The 19,367-nt window shown below is 48.9% G+C and carries 19 protein-coding genes and 1 tRNA gene; 11 read left to right on the forward strand and 9 right to left on the reverse strand.

Annotated elements, in window-relative coordinates; genetic code table 11:
• Positions 1–38 precede the first annotated feature (38 nt).
• The 8 genes from AAC621_RS09730 to AAC621_RS09765 are packed head-to-tail and all read right to left on the reverse strand — an operon-like array spanning position 39 to position 8,964.
• Positions 39–1,469, reverse strand: coding sequence for an FAD-dependent oxidoreductase (locus AAC621_RS09730; RefSeq protein ID WP_340254947.1), 1,431 nt, complete (start codon positions 1,467–1,469; stop codon positions 39–41).
• Positions 1,402–2,268, reverse strand: coding sequence for an isocitrate lyase/PEP mutase family protein (locus tag AAC621_RS09735; protein ID WP_340254950.1), 867 nt, complete (start codon positions 2,266–2,268; stop codon positions 1,402–1,404). Before AAC621_RS09735 ends, AAC621_RS09730 begins: the two co-directional genes overlap by 68 nt.
• Positions 2,265–2,867 (reverse strand): cysteine hydrolase family protein, encoded by a 603-nt coding sequence (locus tag AAC621_RS09740; RefSeq protein WP_340254953.1) that lies wholly within the window; start codon positions 2,865–2,867, stop codon positions 2,265–2,267. The genes AAC621_RS09735 and AAC621_RS09740 overlap by 4 nt, the downstream gene beginning before the upstream one ends.
• Positions 2,864–4,924: a hydantoinase/oxoprolinase family protein gene (locus AAC621_RS09745; RefSeq protein WP_340254956.1), complete on the reverse strand. Its 2,061-nt coding sequence runs from the start codon at positions 4,922–4,924 to the stop codon at positions 2,864–2,866. The genes AAC621_RS09740 and AAC621_RS09745 overlap by 4 nt, the downstream gene beginning before the upstream one ends.
• Complete coding sequence (locus tag AAC621_RS09750; protein ID WP_340254959.1) at positions 4,921–6,618, reverse strand: hydantoinase B/oxoprolinase family protein; 1,698 nt, start codon at positions 6,616–6,618, stop codon at positions 4,921–4,923. Before AAC621_RS09750 ends, AAC621_RS09745 begins: the two co-directional genes overlap by 4 nt.
• Positions 6,615–7,181 carry a DUF4440 domain-containing protein gene (locus AAC621_RS09755; protein ID WP_340254962.1) on the reverse strand — a complete coding sequence of 189 codons (567 nt, stop codon included), beginning with the start codon at positions 7,179–7,181 and terminating at the stop codon, positions 6,615–6,617. Before AAC621_RS09755 ends, AAC621_RS09750 begins: the two co-directional genes overlap by 4 nt.
• Before the next feature lie 47 nt (positions 7,182–7,228).
• Positions 7,229–8,017: a GntR family transcriptional regulator gene (locus AAC621_RS09760; protein WP_340254965.1), complete on the reverse strand. Its 789-nt coding sequence runs from the start codon at positions 8,015–8,017 to the stop codon at positions 7,229–7,231.
• On the reverse strand, positions 8,014–8,964 hold the full coding sequence (locus AAC621_RS09765) for a hydroxymethylglutaryl-CoA lyase (protein WP_340254968.1): 951 nt from the start codon (positions 8,962–8,964) through the stop codon (positions 8,014–8,016). The genes AAC621_RS09760 and AAC621_RS09765 overlap by 4 nt, the downstream gene beginning before the upstream one ends.
• A gap of 26 nt (positions 8,965–8,990) precedes the next feature.
• Between AAC621_RS09765 and AAC621_RS09770 the strand changes: the two genes are divergently transcribed.
• The 10 genes from AAC621_RS09770 to AAC621_RS09815 all read left to right on the forward strand — a co-directional run bounded on the left by AAC621_RS09770 (position 8,991) and on the right by AAC621_RS09815 (position 18,128).
• The gene (locus AAC621_RS09770; RefSeq protein ID WP_340254971.1) at positions 8,991–10,178 is read left to right on the forward strand and encodes a CaiB/BaiF CoA transferase family protein; all 1,188 of its coding nucleotides are present in this window, start codon (positions 8,991–8,993) and stop codon (positions 10,176–10,178) included.
• A 9-nt stretch (positions 10,179–10,187) separates the two neighbouring features.
• Positions 10,188–11,570 carry a 3-isopropylmalate dehydratase large subunit gene (locus AAC621_RS09775; protein WP_340254974.1) on the forward strand — a complete coding sequence of 461 codons (1,383 nt, stop codon included), beginning with the start codon at positions 10,188–10,190 and terminating at the stop codon, positions 11,568–11,570.
• Positions 11,567–12,190, forward strand: a complete 624-nt coding sequence (gene leuD, locus AAC621_RS09780; protein ID WP_340254977.1) for a 3-isopropylmalate dehydratase small subunit — start codon at positions 11,567–11,569, stop codon at positions 12,188–12,190. The genes AAC621_RS09775 and leuD overlap by 4 nt, the downstream gene beginning before the upstream one ends.
• 119 nt (positions 12,191–12,309) lie before the next feature.
• Positions 12,310–12,383, forward strand: a tRNA-Gly gene (locus AAC621_RS09785).
• Between the two features lie 267 nt (positions 12,384–12,650).
• Positions 12,651–14,384, forward strand: a complete 1,734-nt coding sequence (gene araD, locus AAC621_RS09790) for an L-arabinonate dehydratase (RefSeq protein WP_340254980.1) — start codon at positions 12,651–12,653, stop codon at positions 14,382–14,384.
• 150 nt (positions 14,385–14,534) lie between these two features.
• Positions 14,535–15,260 carry a ribonuclease activity regulator RraA gene (locus AAC621_RS09795; protein ID WP_340254983.1) on the forward strand — a complete coding sequence of 242 codons (726 nt, stop codon included), beginning with the start codon at positions 14,535–14,537 and terminating at the stop codon, positions 15,258–15,260.
• Between the two features lie 147 nt (positions 15,261–15,407).
• Positions 15,408–16,124, forward strand: a complete 717-nt coding sequence (locus AAC621_RS09800) for a haloacid dehalogenase type II (RefSeq protein ID WP_340254986.1) — start codon at positions 15,408–15,410, stop codon at positions 16,122–16,124.
• Between the two features lie 94 nt (positions 16,125–16,218).
• Positions 16,219–16,923: an SDR family NAD(P)-dependent oxidoreductase gene (locus AAC621_RS09805; RefSeq protein WP_340254989.1), complete on the forward strand. Its 705-nt coding sequence runs from the start codon at positions 16,219–16,221 to the stop codon at positions 16,921–16,923.
• A 36-nt stretch (positions 16,924–16,959) separates the two neighbouring features.
• Entirely contained in the window at positions 16,960–17,457 is a 498-nt protein-coding gene (locus AAC621_RS09810) for a 2,4'-dihydroxyacetophenone dioxygenase family protein (protein ID WP_340256446.1), read from the forward strand.
• Entirely contained in the window at positions 17,454–18,128 is a 675-nt protein-coding gene (locus AAC621_RS09815) for a class I SAM-dependent methyltransferase (protein ID WP_340254992.1), read from the forward strand. Before AAC621_RS09810 ends, AAC621_RS09815 begins: the two co-directional genes overlap by 4 nt.
• Here AAC621_RS09815 and phnF read toward each other — a convergent pair.
• Positions 18,067–18,816, reverse strand: coding sequence for a phosphonate metabolism transcriptional regulator PhnF (gene phnF, locus AAC621_RS09820; RefSeq protein WP_340254995.1), 750 nt, complete (start codon positions 18,814–18,816; stop codon positions 18,067–18,069). The two genes, AAC621_RS09815 and phnF, sit on opposite strands and share 62 nt — an antisense overlap.
• 94 nt (positions 18,817–18,910) lie before the next feature.
• On the opposite strand from phnF, the gene phnG reads away from it, so the two are divergent.
• Positions 18,911–19,363, forward strand: coding sequence for a phosphonate C-P lyase system protein PhnG (gene phnG, locus AAC621_RS09825; RefSeq protein WP_340254998.1), 453 nt, complete (start codon positions 18,911–18,913; stop codon positions 19,361–19,363).
• The last annotated feature ends 4 nt before the right edge of the window (positions 19,364–19,367 follow it).

Raw genomic sequence — 19,367 nt, forward strand, 5'->3', positions numbered from 1 at the left:
TTGGTCAATGTGCGCCTGAAGCTATTGCGATTTAGCAATTAACTTGCGGTAGTTTTGGACTTTCCTGCGATGAACCCCAACACGGAGGCTGAAAGTAAGCCATTGCCGGACAAATATCCACTATCACCTGCTCCAGATACGCCGCATGCTGCTCCGCCCGCGGCATGTAGGTTTTGAAAGCATCCACCTGAGGTGTGACGCACCAATGCTGTTGCAGGGTCAACGTCTAATCCGCCCTGTGTATGGAATAGAGCACCGGTAACCTTAACAGCGTGAAAAGATGGCATAAGTTTCGCATTAGCCCATTCTCTTCCGAAGCGATCAGTGCCGCCATATGGGATGTCTAAAATGTTACTTTCTAGACTGCCGCTTGGTAGGTTGCATTTGGTTTCCAGTTCTTCAGTTGTGCTTGCGGAAACAATCGCACCTTGCGCTTCTGCGTCTTTAAAATCGGAAAATTGCCGAGCAATTTTTGCGATTTTACTGTCAAAAATAGTCCAAGCTATACCTTCGGGTTGGGATAGGACTGCGCGTGCTGCTTCAGAATACCCTTGCGCTTCATTCCAAAAACGCTGTCCAGAAATATTTACCTGAAACCCACCCTGCATAATTACTGCCCAGGTAATTAAAATGCCATGCGGAAAAGCAACGTTACCGTGACCTTGATATGCTGATAAATGTTTTGTTGAGGCCCCTAATCCTTGCCCCCAAATCACTGCATCGCCCTGATTTCCGCTGTGACCAAACCACAAACCGCGATCTATTTCTGGCATGTGTTTAGACACCATCGTGCGATTTCCTCCGAAGCCGTTGCAAGCTAATATGACCCGGTCGGCTGACACGGTTTCGAAAGTTCCATCTGGCAAACGTAAACGGGCACCAAAAACCGTTTTATCAAGAGCATATAGAGCGTCTGCGCGCCTTTGGCATATCAATGGGATCTCAAGTTGTTCTATGCGCGAGCGTAAGCTGTTGATTAGTTCTACACCTGACCGGCTGGGTAAGCCGTGCATTCGCCTTTCAGAGTGCCCAGGGTAGTCAAAGTCTTCCACCAATGAAAATGGCAAGTCATGTTGTTCAATCAGCCACTCAATGACCTTGGCTGATCCTTCTGAAAGCACACGTTCGAGTTCGAAATCGTTTTCCTGTTTCGCTTTTTTTCGAATGTCATTTGCAAAAATTTCAGGATTGTCATTAATTCCCGCGTTTTTTTGGAGTTTTGTTCCTGCGGCGGGTATCAAGCCTGCGCTTAGGGCAGTAGATCCTGATGGGACTGGATCGGCCTCGATTATCAGTACGTCCTGGCCAGCTTCATATGCAGAAAGTGCAGCAATCATGCCACAAGCTCCCGCTCCGATTATCAACGTTTCTATATGTATATCGTAGTTATCCAGAGGCGCTTCAATCACCGGGTATGTCCTTGAATTTTTCGTCCAGCGCTGACATTTCTTGTAGCCCAATAATGTCATTCAGTTCTGTAAAATTGTACATACGATCTTTATATGCCTGGGTAGAGCCTGTCCTGGAAAGAGTTTCATAGTATTCTCTTGCTGTTTTTGCCAAAGCTCGGACTATCCCGCCGGGAAAGATTACTATATCGAAACCCATTTCTTCGAGCTCGTCTGAGGAAAATTCAGGTGTTCTGCCGCCTTCTACTACGTTTGCGACCAACGGCGCACGTCCACCTAGACGCTTTGTGATTGTATTAAGTTGTTCCTTGGTGTTCGGCGCTTCCACAAAAATTACGTCAGCACCGGCCTCTAGATACAAAGTGGCTCGGTCTAAAGCTGCCGTTAGCCCCTCAACAGCGATTGCATCTGTCCGCGCAATTACAAGCGTATCTTTTGATCGTGCGTCAACCATCGACGAGATTTTTGCCACCATTTCTCCTGGTGATATGAGGGACTTGTTAGAAAGATGGCCGCACTTTTTGGGAAAGATTTGGTCTTCTACTTGTAAAGCCGCGGCTCCGGCGCGTTCATAGTTCAACATGGTCCGCCGAGCATTCAAAGGATTTCCGAACCCGGTATCTGCGTCCACTATTATCGGCAAGCTTGTTTTGTCTGAAATTAGCGCCAAAGTCTCGGCCATTTCGGTTGCTGTTGTTAGGCCAAAATCCGGTTGTCCTAAGCGTGTGTAAGCGACAGCCGCTCCAGACAGGTATAGCGCTTCGAACCCACATTGAGCGGCAATGGTTGCACTAAGCGCATCGAAAACTCCTGGCGCAATCAGGATCTCTTTTTTGGTTAGCCGTCGCCGTAAAGTCATTCGATTTTTTTAATAAGGCTAAGGGCGTCTGCACAGCTCAAAACCTCTGAAACGGTGCTAAGAGATGTCACGGTGGCATCGTGAACTTGAGAGTTAAACGCTGCGCATCCGTCAGATAGCAAGATTGTGTGGATGTCGCGAAGATGCGCGTCTCTTACAGTGCTGGCCACACCACCGTTTGTGACAATGCCCCCTATGATGAGTGTGTTAATATCTTGGTGGTTTAAAATATATTCTAACCTGGTTTGGTAGAATGCCGAGTAGTTCACCTTCTCAATTGTAAAATCCGCTGGCGCTAGTTCATTCACTAAATTATGGCCGAAGCCTCCCGGTGCAAAATCACCTTTACCCAAGAATGGCCGTAATTTTTTTAAATGAGGGGCAATAAGAGGTTCGCCACCTCTACCCGGCACTAATGTGAATTGTGCAGAGATGTATGTTCCGCCTGCATTTATCAGTGCGTCTCTTATAGGTTTAATCATCTCCGGTAATTTTAAAATTGCCTCTGCTGATTGATTGGCGCGCCCGTAAGCACCATCAGCGTGTAAAAAATCATTTTGTAAATCGATAGTAAGGAGCGCTGTTTTGCTCGGATTCATGATTTTGACCTTTCAATTAGGGTATTACCATAATCGTCAATGCGGCCGACAAGCTCTGGTTCGATAAGAACTGTGGTGTCTGGCTGTTCGAGTATGGCTGGTCCAGGAATTACGGCTCCAACTGGCAATTCCAGCCTGTCATATATGTTAGTATCATACCATTGATCGCCAAAGTGCACCGAGCGCGTCCCTTTAAATGCTTGTTTAATTGACCCTCCCTTTGGTGCTAATGTCGCCAAGTCAAAGCGAGGTCGTTTCCCGGTTACAGAAGTTCTAATATTGATTATTCGTCTCACACCGTTTTCAAGCAAGCGGCCGAAGGTTTTTTTATACTCCAGATCAAATGCATTACTAATCTGATCCAGTGATGGTACCGCTACGACTTCATTACTTACATTAATGTCGATTGGAACATTTACCGTATGTGTTTGACCTTGATACGCCATATCGAAGGTGAAAGATGTAACCCTGCTTTCAAAGTTAGTTCCTGCTGCATCAAGAGCCCGGTGTCCTTCCCGGACATGATTTTGTAAGTATTCAAAAATTACTGCTGGATCTGTGTCATTCACTCCGGAATTAAGGGTTTGCACAAAATCCTGACGCATATCGGCGATCACGCAGCCCATTGCAGACGTCACTCCTGGATACCGCGGTACAATAGCTTTTGCTAAACCTACCTCTTCCAACATTGCACACGCGTGTAATGCTCCACCCCCTCCAAACGGCATAAATGCGAACCGTTTGGGATCAAACCCACGTTCGATAGAAACCAATCTTAAGGCACCTGCCATTCGGCTATTGGCGACACGCAAAATAGCCTCTGCTGCTTCGATGGCAGTAAGGCCTAATGGGTCTCCAACATGCGTTTCGATTGCCTTTGATGCGGCAAGCACATCAAGCTTTTCAATTTTACCACCGATTGGGTTTTCTGGATCAATTCTGCCTAGTACAACATTTGCGTCTGTTACCGTTGGTCGCGTATTGCCTTGTCCATAAGCGACTGGTCCAGGGGTTGAGCCTGCGCTTTCAGGCCCAATATTTAAAAGTCCGCCTTTGTCTACCCATGCGATTGATCCACCACCAGCGCCAATGGTTGTGATCTCTATCATTGGTGAACGCACGACCATTCCAAAGTCGATTGAGGTTTGCGAAGATAACATGCTTTGGTTGTTTGCAATTAGTGAGACATCAAATGATGTCCCGCCCATGTCGCCCGTTATTATGTCTGGTAAGCCTGCTGCTTCAGCAATGTAGCCAGCTGCAATTACGCCAGCTGCGGGCCCAGACAATGCGGTCCTGATTGGAAGTTTCGCGGCGGTATCCACCCCCATAACGCCACCATTTGACTGAACGATTAGAAACTCGCCTGAAAAACCACCTGTGCTTAAAGCCTTTTCAAGCCGATTTAGATATCCAGACACCTCTGGTTGCAAATAAGCGTTCAGGGCTGTGGTCGAAAACCGTTCAAATTCTCTAATTTCAGGCAGTATCTCGGAGGACGAAGCCACATGTGCGTTGGGCCACATTTCCCGCACAGCAGCTACCGCTCTGTCTTCGTTCTCACTATTCGCGTAGGAATTAGCGAATAATATTGATATCGCGCTACACCCCAAGTCCAGCAACTCTTGAGCTGCTTTCCGTACCGCAGGCAAATCTACGGGTGTCCTGATAGCTCCATCAGCCAAGGTTCTCTCAGGAACTTCTAACCGACAATTACGTTCAGCGATTGGAATAAAATTGCCTCGCAACCCCCAGGTTTTAGGACGATCGCGCCGCCTCATTTCCAAAACATCTCGCATGCCTTGTGTGGTAATGACGCCAATTTTTGCGCCTTTACGTTCCAATAACGCATTTGTACCAGCAGTGGTCCCATGTACTACCACAGATAGGTCGCTGAAATTATTGACTAGGGAACGTATTCCACTGAGGAAACCGTCCGATTGATCCGGACGTGAGGTTGGGACTTTGGTGACTTCAGCAGTGCCAGATTTCTCGTTGAGCGCAAATATGTCAGTGAATGTACCCCCAACGTCGACGCCAATTATGATCTCAGTCATATAGTGACCTCCTGCCAGGCGGAACCATAATCTTCGGTGGCTTTCTCTGCAGTTATGTATCCTGCTGCAACATCCCGCGCCACGCTTTCTGGTGGCCTTTTCGAGGGTGTTCCATAGCCACCACCACCCGGAGTATCCAAACGCACGGACTGACCCTGCTTGAGATTTATTCCTACCATTTTGGAGGTCATTGGTGGGTTTTGCCAGCCACCGTCTTGTTCATAAGTAAATACATTTAAAGCTGCATTCCCGCCGCCAACTACACCGGAAGGGGCGTATTTTCCGCGTTCGCCAAAAAGAAAGGCTTTAGCTCCACTCTCTTCTAGAACCTCAATTTCGTAGGTCGCGCCAAGTCCCCCGCGATACATTCCTGAACCCGCGCTGTCCGTTCTAAGGGCCCATTTTCGGAACATAACTGGGTACGCCGCTTCAAGAATTTCCAACGGTGGGATCGTAGCTGTGGAAATAGGAGCATTACCATGGTTGAGGCCATCGCTTTCATTTGATCCCCCATGCCCTCCGCCGTAGAAACTAAACATCACCCATGGTTGACCATTTTTGCGCTTGCCGGATATCGATAAAGCATTGATTGTGCCATAGGCGTTTGCGACGACGCGCTCTGGCGCGGCCTGAGCGGCCGCTTGGAAAATTACGTCAATCATTCGCAAAATTGTCTCTGTGTAGCCGCCTACAGGTGCTGGAAATGGAGCTGAAAGCAGTGAGCCTTCTGGAATTACGATATTAATTGGTCGCATAACCCCTGAGTTTGCAGGCAGATTAGGAAACATATGTTTTATCGCAACATAAGCTGTTGCTATCGCAGTCGGGAGAGCGATGTTCACAGGCCCCGCACAGCGCGCAGCAGTTCCTTCGAAATTTAAAGACATAGTGTCATTTTTAATTTCGAGGCACACTTTTATCGGTAAGGAAGTGTCAGAGACACCGTCGTTATCTAGATAATCAATCGCTTCCCAGCGCCCATCTGGAAGTTCTTTGAGCTCCTCGCGCATTAAAATTTCGGCGCGATCTTGAAGTGCATTCAAAGCGGATTTAACCGTGTCGGGCCCGTACTCGGAAAGTAGTTCATCTAATCTTTTTACGCCAAGATCTAAGGCGCCTAGTTGGCCATTCAGATCGCCCTGCGCTGACTGCGGGAGCCGTGTGTTGCGCATCAAGATATCAATAATATCAGTCTGGAGCTCTCCTTCTTTCACCAATTTGACTGGTGGTAGTATGAATGCTTCTTGAAACGCATCTGTTGCTTCAGGATTATAATTCCCTGGGATTGCACCCCCAAGGTCATGCCAATGCCCAACTGATGCAAGATAGCAAAATAGTTCTCCATTATTGAAATAAGGCCGTACTAATCGCATGTCATTTAGGTGGGTCCCACCGAGGTGAGCATCATTGAAAATATAGATATCGCCGTCCTTCAAATTTCCATCTTTAGAGGCTTTTTCGATAACGCTCTTCACGGCAAACGACATCACGCCTACGAAGATGGGGAGACCCGATTTCCCCTGTACCAAAGTGTCACCCGATTGAGGATGATAGAGGCCGTGTGAGGCATCATGTGCCTCCGCAATAATTGGGTTAAAGGCCGCTCGAAAGAGAGTGGCGTCCATTTCATCGGCTATTTGCTCCATCCGTCCAGCGAGAACAGCAAGTGTTATGGGATCTATATCTTGGGTCATTTTTTTATTTTTTCCTCACCAATATCGTTCCAAACATCCTGCTTAGAAATCACGCCCCGAATTACTTCAAATCTGTCTATAAAACGAATTCCCTCGAAGGGCTCGCCGTCAAGCCATTCTCCAGATAGCGTGCCCCGGCAATAAACTACAGCTTCATCGCCGGGTGATTGAAATGCTTCGAAACCGTCATATTTTTTTACAACATAACGATATCGTTTGGATGCCCAGTTAACTAGGTCCTCTAAACGGTGCATTGGCTGAGTACCGGGAAACGTCATTGAGAACTTCTCATCGAGGTACTCTTCGGCAGCTGCTATGTCGCGTTGTTCCATAAGCTTTAGAAATTGACTTACAATTTCGCGTGGGTCGGGGAGCGCTGGTGCTGGTGATCTGTGAGAGCGGCCGCGCATGTACTCAGACTGAAGCATCTCATGTACCATCACCGTAACTGCATCCGGGCTAGCCGGCACAACAATTCTAACTGCATCCGTTAACGCCTCACAGATCCTCGTTTTTTCGCTCTCGGAATACCCCTCAATTAAATGAACCTCGACAATCGGCATGATAAAGACCTTTGTAGTTTGGTGAAGAAGAAGTTTCTTACGGCAGATTACTCAACTGAAGACCATAAATGGCGCTGATTTTTGAAATCACTCAGGCCCATCTCCATCGTGAATTGATACATATCAGAACGGTACCAAACCTCGATGTAATGTAGCGGCCCGTCAGTTTCATTTCCTAGAAGACGTCGTAATTTCAGAACTGGCGCGTCTTCTGGCAACATTAGGTTCTGTGCTATAAAAGGGTTTGCTGCCTCGCATGAGATAGTTTGGCGCGCCCATTCGGTGGTGAACCCGCCTTCTTCTATCAGCTGATAAACCGGTTTTTTGGACAATTCTTCCTTAGTCCAGGATTTCCCAACTTTTTCAGGGCTATAGCTGAGAACGTATGAGAATGGATCATTCTGATAGTAACGCTTCCGATGAATTTGTTGTGCGTACTGAGAATTTGGTAAAGCCAAATGTTGTGCAATGCTGGGCGGTGGCTTTACCAAATCGACGGATAAAACTTCCACAGTGGTTGTGGCCGCAATCTTACGTAGGCTGTCCATTAACGCAGTGAAACCATCATTATTTGGCAGATTTGACGCAACATATGTAACGACAGTTCCGCTTCCCCGATGTCTTTCAACAAGCCCCTGCTGGGCAAGTTCATTCAGGGCGCGCTTAATGGTGATCCTTGATACATTGAACTCTTTCGCAAGCTTCCCCTCGCTTGGGAATTTAAATCCGTCAGCCAGACTTCCTGAGATAATTCTATGCTTAAAATCTAAAAAAATTTGATGGTATAACGGTGTCGGGCTTTTCGTATCAACGTGCCCCGAGAACAATCCTGTCATGAATGGGCCTCGTCACCCTTTATAGTGTGGCTGCTTTGACTAAAGCCCAAAGGAAGCCCTGCATCAGCGATGAACCCATAAATAGATGAGCCTGAAATTTGTTCGGCTAATTTCTTTCGAACCTCAATAAGCTCCGGCAAGTTAATTCCAGTTTCATAGCCCATTGAGTGCAACATGAAGACCAAATCTTCCGTCACAATATTGCCACTTGCTCCAGGCGCAAAAGGGCATCCGCCTAAGCCTCCAAGAGAAGCATCGATCGTCGTGATCCCGCAATCTAACGCTGCTAAAGCGTTAGCCAAGCCAAGTCCGCGTGTGTTGTGTAGATGCACGCCAGTTACATTCGCCGGTCCAATAGCTTTTTGTACTGCTTTTAAATGATCTTTGACCATTTTAGGGTCAGCGTACCCAGTAGTGTCTGATAGGCCAATTTCATCGGCCCCTGCGATCATCAAACGTTCAGCCAGTTCAACGACGGTTTTTTGAGGTACGTTTCCATCAATTGTGCAGCCGAATGCGGTGGCAATGCCAATTTCTATATTTGCACGAGTTTCACTCGGTTGATCGTCTACGAGCGCCCTTATCTGTTTGACCTCTTCGATCATTTGTTCATGGGTGCGATTAACGTTGCGCAACGAATGGGTTTCGCTTGCTGATACTGGTATTGATAGTTTGTGAACGCCGGCCGCCACAGCTGCTTTCGCTCCTTGCAGGTTGGGCACCAAAGCAGCGACCTTCAATCCAGGAATAGTTAATGCAAATTCCACTAGCGCGGGCGTATCTTGCATTTGCGGTAATCGTTTGAAGCTTACGAATGAACCAACTTCAATTTCTGGTACTCCCGCAGCCGCTTCAGAAGCAATCCATTGCTTTTTGATTTCTAAATCTACCAAAAAATCGAGGCTTTGAACGCCATCACGTGGGCCAACTTCGCTGACAGTTATCATTGTGGGTTCACTTTAAAATTGACATAATGGTATATCCTTATACCAAATGTAATAAAAGTAAACAGATCGGTGAGAAAATGGCTCAGTTGGATGGCATTCGTGTAGTTGAATTTTCGCACATGGTAATGGGGCCAACTGTCGGCATGATTTTAGCCGATTTGGGTGCTGATGTTGTCAAGGTCGAGCCTGTAGGAGGCGATAAGACCCGGCGGTTGCCAGGTTCTGGCGCAGGTTATTTCGCGATGTATAATCGCAACAAGCAGAGTATCACGGTCGATTTGAAATCGGAAAAAGGCTTAAGCGTGGTGCGCTCGCTTATTGCCGACGCCGATATTTTGGTTGAAAATTTTCGCGATGGTGCTCTCGATAAGCTTGGCCTGGGTTATGAAGAGGTACGTGAAATCAACCCAGGCATCATTTATCAATCCTGCAAGGGTTTCTTGTCTGGGCCGTACGAAAGCCGAACTGCACTGGATGAAGTGGCCCAGATGATGGGGGGGCTGGCTTACATGACCGGCCCGAAAGGAAGGCCGCTAAGAGCTGGAGCTTCGGTCATAGATGTCACAGGCGCTTTATTTGGTGTTATTGGCATTCTGTCCGCGCTAGTCGCTAGGAAGGACAGTGGGAAGGGCGCAAACATTCGTGCATCTTTGTATGAAACTACGGCTTTTTTAGTTGGGCAGCATATCGCTCAAGGAGCAGTAACAGGCACAGAGGCTCCTCCAATGCCTGAACGGATTTCAGCTTGGGCTGTGTATGATGTTTTCGAAACGCTCGACAGTCAAATGTTCGTTGCTGTTGTGAGTGACGGACAATGGAAGTCTCTTTGCAGGGCATTCTCATTGATGGATTGGGAAAGCGATAACGCGTTGGCTACCAATGCAGGCCGGGTGGCGAAAAGGGAGGTTATAATACCACGACTTCGTGAAATATTTGGAGCCCTGGATAGTGAAACTTTGGGCGCTCGCTTAGAGACGATTGGTCTTCCGTACGCACCAATTCGAAAACCAGATGATCTTTTGACCGATCCTCATTTAAATGCTCATGGTCTGCTGCCGATGGAGCTTCCTGATGGTAAACAGATCAAGTTACCTGCGCTACCTTTAGAAATAGATGGTGTTCGACCTCAGGTTCGACTGAACCCGCCCAGAGTAGGGGCGGACAATCGCAAGATCTATTCGAAATTGGGTTTTATCCCACCGTCAGAAGAGTAGATTTTAAAAATGGGGCAAACTCTTTACCAGAAGCTCAGAAAACTTCACGAAGTGCGTCAGTTTGATGATGGCTCATCGTTGATACTAATTGATCGGATTATGCTGCACGAACGCACTGGTTCGGTTGCATTGTCCAATATGTTGTCTGAAAATCGAAACATTGCAGCGCCACAGACCGTTTTTTCGACTATTGATCACATCGTAGATACCAAGCCTGGTCGCCCAGATATCTCTAGAATGCCCGGTGGGATGATTTTTATTGAGGAGATGCATCGCGCTTCTCAAGCCTTTGGTATCCGTTTGTATGGTGCTGATGATGATCGACAAGGTATTGTACACGTAATAGCTCCAGAGCAGGGGATTGTTTTGCCGGGCATAACCATCGTTTGTCCGGACAGTCACACATGTACACTCGGTGCAATGGGAGCCTTGGCGTGGGGAATAGGTTCAACTGACTGCGAGCATGCTTTAGCCACAAGAACACTTAGGGTTCCTCAGTTCAAACAAATGCGCATCCGGTTGACTGGAAAAAAGCCACAATGGCTTACCGCTAAAGATATCGTGATAAATTTAATAAGTCGGTTCGGTGCTGATTTTGGGACAGGCTTTGTGATCGAATTTGCAGGATCAGCAATTGAGGAGATGGAAATTGAGGAGCGCTTAACTCTTTGCAATATGGGTGTAGAGTTTGCAGCATTCACAGCAATTGTAGCGCCAGATCACAAGACTATTGAGTATACACGGGGGCGGCCTTTTGCTCCTAAAGATGAGGATGCATTGATTGCGGAGGCGCATTGGGCGTCATTGATTAGTGATGTAGATGCATCATTCGATGTTGATCTTGAAGTGGATGTTGCAGAAATCGCACCGATGATAACTTGGGGTACCAGCCCCGAACATGCTATCGCTATTGATGAGGTTTTGCCCGATCAACGTTCAGATTTTGCCGATGTATTTAAATATATTGGTTTAAAGCCCCATGAACCAATTCGTGGACAAGCAATAGATGGTGCATTTATTGGATCCTGTACCAATAGCAGGTTAAGTGATCTTCGACGCGCTGCGAACATATTAAAGGGTCGAAAAGTTAAGTCTGAAATTAGAGCAATTTGTGCCCCTGGCTCTAAAGAAGTTAAGATATCTGCTGAAGCAGAAGGTTTGGATAAAATCTTTCTAGACGCAGGGTTCGAATGGCATGAAGCTGGATGTGCGTTTTGTTTTTATGCTGGTGGTGAGACCTTCCCACCAGGAAGTCGTGTCATCTCCTCGACCAATCGGAATTTTGAAGGACGTCAAGGGCCAGGTGTTTGCACACACATCGCCAGCCCTGAGACTGTTGCTTGGAGTGCGATAAACGGACATATCAGTGATGTGCGCGAGGCATACGAATGAAGCCATTTACGAACCATAGTGGCATCGCGCTCCCGTTGTTGACGGATAATCTTAACACTGATGTGATCATTCCATCGCGCGAGATGAAACGGGTTTCAAAGGTTGGGCTGGCAAATGGCCTCTTTGCCAATATCCGCTATTCAGATGGCAACAGAAAACCTGACCCTGAATTTCTTTTAAATCATCCAAATTATCGTGCCGCTTCTATACTAATTCTGGGTAGAAATGCAGGATGTGGTTCGTCGAGGGAGCATGCTGTCTGGGCTCTTGCAGATTACGGGTTCAAGGTAGTAGTGGCGGAAAGCTTTGCATCAATCTTTTATAACAATTGCGTCGCTAATGGTGTTCTACCAATTACCCTCGATCGCCCATCAATAGAAGCTATCAATGAGTGGGTAAGAATGAATCCTACCTCACATCATTTGTCAGCGAACCTTGAGAAATGTACCCTCGATACAACTGATAACAGTTTTGATTTTGTGATATCTCCATTGGCGCGCCGAATGCTTTTAAATGGTTTGGCTCCAATAGATCTCACACTTGAAGATAAGGGTTTGATCGATCGTTTCATCGCAGATGATATGCGGAGGCGTCAGTGGCTTTACAGGATCAGCGACTGAGCCATTAGGCTGTTTCGTGAAATCAACTCAAACCGGGTCCCGCTGTGTGTCTTTATTCGGCGACCGAATATGACTTACTTGACCTCGAATGTCCGGTCAAATATCTGTCAGACTATTGAGCGGGTATGGTGTAATGGTAGCGCCCTAGCCTTCCAAGCTAGTCGTGCGGGTTCGATTCCCGCTACCCGCTCCATCAAAACCTCCCTGATCTTATGATTTGCGATAGTTCTCAGCTGATCTGATGAATTCTATTTGCAGTGGGTCTATCACTATCCTCAGCCGCACCTTGGATGTTAGGCGTAGCGCAAGAGCCATGTCTAACCAAGTTTGCGTCATGACAGCATATATTCGTTCTGGGCGCTTGGTCGCTAAATGGTGCTTGGACTTTTATACATGTGGCAGAATATTATGGTCATCATTATTAATAAATTTCATGCGGTTGATTGCACAGGGACAATGAATGATGCCTAAAACACCAGATACATTGAGGTCATCTCGTTGGTTTGCCCCAGATGATTTGCGAAGCTTTGGTCATCGATCTCGAATGATGCAGCTTGGTTATGCGGAAGAGGAGTTCCGAGGGAAACCGATAATTGGTGTTTTAAACACTTGGTCAGAGATCAACTCGTGCCACGGGCATTTTCCTGAGCGCGCTAAGGAAGTTAAGCGCGGTGTGAACCAAGCGGGCGGCTTCCCGATAGAGATGCCAGTTCTCAGTTTGGATGAACAATTTACAAAACCGAGTTCTATGCTCTATCGCAACATGCTGGCCATGGAGACTGAAGAGGTTATCCGCTCTCACCCCTTTGATGGAGTTATATTGATGGGTGGCTGCGATAAGACGACGCCTGCTCTGATTATGGGAGCGCTTAGCGCTGGAGTGCCATTCATCTATCTACCTGCTGGACCGATGCTACGCGGCAACTACGCCGGAGAGATCCTAGGTTCTGGTTCTGACGCTTGGAAATATTGGGATGAACGGCGCGCTGGCAATATCAACGATGAGCAGTGGCGGGGTGTGCAAGGCGGAATTGCTCGTTCTCATGGCGTCTGTATGACGATGGGCACGGCATCCACGATGACGACCATAGCGGATGCTATGGGGCTGACGCTTCCAGGAGCCTCCTCAATTCCGGCCGTTGATGCCAATCATTCGCGCATGGCAAGCGCTTGTGGCCGAAGGATCGTAGAAATGGTTTGGGAAGATGTCTCTATGCAAGACATTGTTACCTCGGCCAGTGTGAAGAACGCCGCCATCGTCGCCATGGCCACTGGCTGTTCCACTAATGCAGTGGTGCACCTCATCGCTATTGCCCGCCGCGCGGGGGTGGAACTGACGCTCGACGACCTCGACGCGTTGGGGCGTACTGTTCCCTTGCTCGCCAACGTTCGACCGTCAGGGAAGGACTACCTGATGGAGGATTTCTATTACGCCGGAGGGTTGCTTGCCATGATCAAGCAGATCGCAGACCGGCTCGACACATCGGCTGTTTCGGTCAACGGTCGAAGGCTAGCTGATAATATTGCAGATGCTCAGGTCTATAACGATGACGTCATACGCCCGTTGTCCAACCCGGTCTACCATGAGGGGTCTCTAGCGGTTTTACGTGGCAACCTCTGTCCGTCGGGTGCGGTAATTAAACCAGCCGCTTGCGATCCGAAATATCATATCCATGAAGGGCCGGCACTGGTCTTTGACAGCTATTCCGAGATGAAAACGGCGATTGACGACGAAGATCTTGAAGTTACGCCTGATCATGTTCTGGTCTTGCGTAATGCCGGGCCACAGGGTGGACCAGGTTTTCCAGAATGGGGGATGTTGCCGATCCCAAAAGCGCTTATAAAGCAGGGGCATCGCGATATGCTGCGCATTTCAGATGCGCGTATGTCTGGGACATCTTACGGCGCCTGTGTTCTTCATGTTGCTCCAGAAAGCTTTGTTGGTGGACCGTTGGCTTTATTAAAAACCGGCGACATAGTCCGAATGGACCTGCCGAGCCGGTCGCTCAATATGATAGTCAATGACGCGGAACTAGAGCGCCGCAAAGCCGCCTGGATTCCCCCTGAACCTCGCTTCCAACGCGGCTGGGGATGGATGTTCTCCAAACATGTGGGGCAAGCCGATACCGGCTGCGATTTTGATTATCTGACACGCGATCACGGTCAAACTGCGGGTGAGCCTGATATATTCTAATGGAATAAAATCGCGACCTTGCGCATTGTGTTATCTCTGTCCAAAGGATGTCCTTCTGAAATGAGGCAAGAGATTATATTTGGGAAGTTTGGCCAGCGCTCAATTGCAAATATTTATGGCTCCTAAAGTTTGAAACAAAGGAATTGCCCCATGAGCAATCATCCACTGACACAGAAAATGAAAGAAAAACTCGAACAGGTTTCCGTTGCTACATTGGCAACCGCACTTTTCAAGCGTGGTTTGCGCAACCAAACCATCCAGGATGTGCGGCCTCTATCGCCAAAAGGTAAGAATATGGTAGGCCCTGCCTTCACTTTGCGCTTTATACCTGCGCGAGAAGACCGCAATCAGCTGGCTGAGCTTAGTAATCCGGATCACCCGCAGCGAGTCGCCATCGAGACTTGTCCGCTTGGACATGTTTTGGTGATAGACAGCAGGAAATCGGCGCTTGCCGCTAGTGCTGGAGACATTTTGATTACTCGTTTGATGATGCGCGGCGGTGCTGGTGTGGTGACTGACGGCGGTTTGCGTGATGCTATGAATATCTCCGAACTCGATATACCGGCCTATCATAACCGCCCCTCTTCACCTACGAGCCTGGTGACGAACGAGGCAATAGCGATAAACGAACCTATTGGTTGTGGCGATGCACCGGTCTTTCCCGGTGATATTGTGGTCGGCGACGATGACAGTGTCATAGTTATTCCAGCCCATCTGGCTGAGGAAGTCGCAGACGAAGCCGTTGAGATGACGGCGTACGAAGATTTTGTAATTGAGCAAGTACAAAATGGTGCCACGATTATTGGTCTGTATCCCGCAACCAAGGGAGAAAATATCGATAAATTTGCCAAATGGCGTAAGGCAAATAATCGTTAAATGAGTAAAAATAGCGTTAGTTAGAGATAGCAACTCGAATAGCTTACAAAAGGAGCTTCAAGTCACGCACTTTAAATTTATTGGCAGACCATTTGCCTTGTGGTTTGGTGAGATTGCTATTTACGAATTTAATGACGGAGACCCAAAATGACTGGGCCTGAGAATGTAAAACTGATTATATTTGATTGTTTTGGAACAGTTGTTGATTGGCGTGGAAGCATTATTGAGGACTTGTCTAAGTGGGGCGAACAAAAAGGCCTATCAATTGACTGGGCGCTTTTAGCAGATCTTTGGCGCGGCAGCTACGAGCCGCAAATGGGGCGCGTAAGATCAGGGGAAATTCCTTGGACTAATTTGGATGACTTACATTTTGAAAGTCTTCAGGCTGTGCTATCCGAACTACACGCACCTGAGCTTGGTCAGCTAGATTTAATGCATATTAACCGTGTTTGGTACCGTTTAAATCCTTGGCCAGACGCAGTTGAGGGGCTGGAACGCTTGAAGCGTAAGTTTGTGATTGGCCCATTATCTAATGCTAATGTTTCTCTTCTGGTTAACATGGCCAAATTTGCGAATTTGCCTTGGGATCATGCCTTTTCTTGCGAGTTATACCAGCATTATAAACCTGATCCTGAGACATACTTGGGAGTGTGTCGGATGATGTATCTGGATCCTGAAGAGGTGATGTTATGTGCTGCGCATAATTATGATCTTGTTGCCGCACGTGAATGTGGACTGCGGACGGCATTCATCCCAAGGTCTACCGAGTATGGTCCTGGGCAGAAGACTGATCTCACTGCCGAGCAAGAGTGGGATGTCATTGCGTCTGACTTAATTGAGTTTGCAACTGAGATGGGCGCCTAGAAATATAAGGCTCAATTAAACTTTAATTGAAACTTGTATGCGCTGCCATCTTGTATGAAGGTGGCTCAAGTATTCCGCTCGCAAAGGTACAAATATGAAGAATGCAGTAGTTATCGGTGGTACGGGCGGGATAGGCGCCGGTATTGCGCGCGTGCTATTGCGAGAGGGTTGGCATGTATTGGCCACAGGTCTTGATGAGCGCGAGATCGATGCTTTCTCATTTGCTGTGCCCAGCGTGGAAACCGCTGTACTAGATGTCACCGACCAAGGTCAGGTTACTGAATTTTTTAACCGGTTTGAAACTCTGGATGCCCTTGTTAATTGTGCCGGCGTTTTGTTTCGTGGTGCGGAATACGAAATGGATGTTTTCACCAAGGTCATCGAGATCAACCTCACTGGTACAATGCGTACATGTCTAGCAGCTCATGAATTGCTCGCCAGATCTAAAGGTGCGATTGTTAATACTGCCTCGATGCTCAGTACATTTGGCGGACCACTTGTGCCAGCCTATTCAGCCTCAAAAGGCGGCGTTTCCCAGTTAACCAAGGCTTTGGCTGGAAAATGGGCCGCCGATGGAATTCGCGTAAACGCGATTGCACCTGGATGGATTGAAACAGAAATGACAGCTGCCTTGCGCGAAGATCCAGAGCGCAATGGACCAATCTTGGCTCGCACGCCAATGGGACGTTGGGGCAAACCTGATGAAATTGGAGAGCTTGTAGCGTGGCTACTATCGCATCGCGCGGGCTTTATAACCGGTGCTATCTACCCTGTAGATGGCGGATACAGTGCAATGTGAGATAATATGCCCCTACAAAAAACTGACCAAGATCCAATGACCCCATATCAGCTTCCTTTTCCAAAAGATGCCTTGGAAGAGATAGTAGTGCCTAATGCTATTCCAGATGATGAAAGGATCTGGGTTCCGCAGGCTCCCAATGTATGGTTTCGTCCGCTGTGTTTGAATCGTTCTCAGGGTTATTGGATGAACCTTCTGAAGGTGAAAAAATCAGGTGTTCTATCGCGCCATCGACACCCTCAAGCAGTACATGGTTGGGTTCTTAAAGGACGGTGGTATTACCTTGAGCACGATTGGGAGGCGACCGAAGGCTCGTATGTGTATGAACCTCCTGGTGAAACTCACACTTTGGTGGTTCCCGAAGGGGTCGAAGAAATGATCACCTTTTTCCAAGTTAATGGCGTCATGTGCTATGTCGATCCTTATGGCGAGGTTTTGGGCTATGAGGATGTCTTTACCAAGATTGATCTGTGCCGCGCGCATTACGAACGCGTCGGGCTTGGCGCAGATTACGTTGACCAATTCATCAGATGACAGATCATGCGCCATCCCCGAATGCTGCGGAAGCTGGCTTTTGGGATGCGGTCTATCACGATCGGGCGGTTGATCAGCTTGGCTGGTATCAAGCAGATTACACCCACGTCCTTGCCCAAATCGCGGCGCTCAAGCTTGGGCCTGACGCGCCCATTCTAGATGCAGGGGCAGGGCGGTCAGGTTTGGTGCGTGGCTTGACGCTTGCAGGCTATCGCGATGTAACAGCCATCGATATTTCGGCCCATGCCATGACCCAAAGCACGGCGGCCTGTCGTGATCTTGACCATCCGCCGCGCTTCATTTGTGCGGATTTGCGCAACTGGCAACCGCCCCGCCACTATCACCTTTGGCATGATCGCGCGGTGTTTCATTTCTTAACCGACCCTGACGCGCAGGCGGCCTATGTGCAGATGATGGCCCGCGCTGTGATCCCCAAGGGTCATGTGATCTTGTCGGTGTTTCACCAAGATGGCCCTGAGCGATGCAGCGGCCTGCCTGTGCAGCGTTATGATGCCGCCACGCTTGCTGCGCGGCTGGGGTCAGATTTCACCCTGCGCGCGGCGGAGACAGCCACGCATCACACGCCAAGCGGTGTTGCGCAGCTTTTCCTTAGGGCGCATTTTGTGCGGGCGGCAGGGGTGTCGGGGCAGAGCCCTCAACCCGCAATTTAACGCGCCCGCCTACCATCACGCTTTGCCCGAATTCCAAGACTGCGCCAGATTTTGCGCAGATGTTAATCGCGGTGATTTCTAACAGGGCCGCGCCATGGCGAATGCCCAATTGATGTGCCTGCAATTTTGTGGCCGCGCGCGCGTCAATTTGCGTGTCGCGGCGCAGGTAATCGTCAAACCCATCCGCCGCAAAGGCCGCTGTAATCGAAGGGTCGCGTGTAAGATTGTCCAATAAATTCGGCAGCCTTGCGGCAGGAAAGCAAGATGAAAACAGCGACAGAGCCACCCCATCGGCATAGGATAGACCCTCTGCGTGATGCACCAATTCCCCCTCGCGGATATCGAGCATCTCGGCCTCTTTGGCACCAGCAGGGCGGCTGAACAATGCGGTGTAACGTCTGTCGGGCACACGGCCTGTTGCGCGGATGGCTTGGGAAAACCGTACCCTTGGCCCAATCTGATAAGGGGTCTGGGCTTCGGTTACAAAAACGCCTGCGCCTTGGCGGCTAAGGGCCAGCCCCGCCTCAACCAGACTTGCGATGGCGCGGCGCACCGTATGGCGGTTCACGCCAAAGCGGGCGGCCAATTCCGCCTCTGTGGGCAATTTCGTGCCCGCTGCAAAGCGTCCCAAACGGATATCGGTTTCAAGGTCGTCTCGAATTTCTGTCCAGATCGTGGCTTTGGGCATCTGTCATCAAAATTTCATCAAAAGCCGCTTGTGAGGGGGCAGGGTTGAGCGTAAAGTTTGTCTAGTTGTATATTTTATCGGATAACTTCGCAAGATGTCGAATTTAGGCGAACACATCGAACGGCAAGCATGGCTGTCCACCATGGCACAGGCCTCCGCAGATCGCTTGATCGCGCTGTGTCAATCCGCAGGCGTTGAGGTGCCGCATACCGTTTTGCGTGCGCCTGAAATTGGCACGGTCATGGTGCGTGGGCGCGCAGGCGCGGTGGGCGCTGCGTTTAATCTCGGTGAAATGACTGTCACCCGCGCCTCGGTGCGCCTCACCGAGAGCGGTGCGGTCGGGCATGGATATGTGCAGGGCCGCAGTCATGAGGCCGCAACCTATGCCGCGCTTGTCGATGCGCTGTGTCAGACAGATCAAGGGTCGGCTTTGATCGCCTCCGTGATCACCCCTTTGCGCGCGGAAAAAGCAGCGCGTGAGGGCGCGCGGGCGGTGCGCGCGGCGGGCACAAAGGTTGAATTTTTCACCATGGTTCGGGGGGAATGAGTAT

Source organism: Roseobacter sp. HKCC-CH-9208 (assembly GCF_037805125.1).
Lineage (GTDB): Bacteria > Pseudomonadota > Alphaproteobacteria > Rhodobacterales > Rhodobacteraceae > M30B80.

Bases quoted from the DNA above. Each gene is read 5' to 3' on its own strand.
- AAC621_RS09730 (WP_340254947.1), bottom strand. From the start codon at position 1,469: ATGACATTATTGGGCTACAAGAAATGTCAGCGCTGGACGAAAAATTCA.
- AAC621_RS09735 (WP_340254950.1), bottom strand. From the start codon at position 2,268: ATGACTTTACGGCGACGGCTAACCAAAAAAGAGATCCTGATTGCGCCA.
- AAC621_RS09740 (WP_340254953.1), bottom strand. From the start codon at position 2,867: ATGAATCCGAGCAAAACAGCGCTCCTTACTATCGATTTACAAAATGAT.
- AAC621_RS09745 (WP_340254956.1), bottom strand. From the start codon at position 4,924: ATGACTGAGATCATAATTGGCGTCGACGTTGGGGGTACATTCACTGAC.
- AAC621_RS09750 (WP_340254959.1), bottom strand. From the start codon at position 6,618: ATGACCCAAGATATAGATCCCATAACACTTGCTGTTCTCGCTGGACGG.
- AAC621_RS09755 (WP_340254962.1), bottom strand. From the start codon at position 7,181: ATGCCGATTGTCGAGGTTCATTTAATTGAGGGGTATTCCGAGAGCGAA.
- AAC621_RS09760 (WP_340254965.1), bottom strand. From the start codon at position 8,017: ATGACAGGATTGTTCTCGGGGCACGTTGATACGAAAAGCCCGACACCG.
- AAC621_RS09765 (WP_340254968.1), bottom strand. From the start codon at position 8,964: ATGATAACTGTCAGCGAAGTTGGCCCACGTGATGGCGTTCAAAGCCTC.
- AAC621_RS09770 (WP_340254971.1), top strand. From the start codon at position 8,991: ATGGTATATCCTTATACCAAATGTAATAAAAGTAAACAGATCGGTGAG.
- AAC621_RS09775 (WP_340254974.1), top strand. From the start codon at position 10,188: ATGGGGCAAACTCTTTACCAGAAGCTCAGAAAACTTCACGAAGTGCGT.
- leuD (WP_340254977.1), top strand. From the start codon at position 11,567: ATGAAGCCATTTACGAACCATAGTGGCATCGCGCTCCCGTTGTTGACG.
- araD (WP_340254980.1), top strand. From the start codon at position 12,651: ATGATGCCTAAAACACCAGATACATTGAGGTCATCTCGTTGGTTTGCC.
- AAC621_RS09795 (WP_340254983.1), top strand. From the start codon at position 14,535: ATGAGCAATCATCCACTGACACAGAAAATGAAAGAAAAACTCGAACAG.
- AAC621_RS09800 (WP_340254986.1), top strand. From the start codon at position 15,408: ATGACTGGGCCTGAGAATGTAAAACTGATTATATTTGATTGTTTTGGA.
- AAC621_RS09805 (WP_340254989.1), top strand. From the start codon at position 16,219: ATGAAGAATGCAGTAGTTATCGGTGGTACGGGCGGGATAGGCGCCGGT.
- AAC621_RS09810 (WP_340256446.1), top strand. From the start codon at position 16,960: ATGACCCCATATCAGCTTCCTTTTCCAAAAGATGCCTTGGAAGAGATA.
- AAC621_RS09815 (WP_340254992.1), top strand. From the start codon at position 17,454: ATGACAGATCATGCGCCATCCCCGAATGCTGCGGAAGCTGGCTTTTGG.
- phnF (WP_340254995.1), bottom strand. From the start codon at position 18,816: ATGCCCAAAGCCACGATCTGGACAGAAATTCGAGACGACCTTGAAACC.
- phnG (WP_340254998.1), top strand. From the start codon at position 18,911: ATGTCGAATTTAGGCGAACACATCGAACGGCAAGCATGGCTGTCCACC.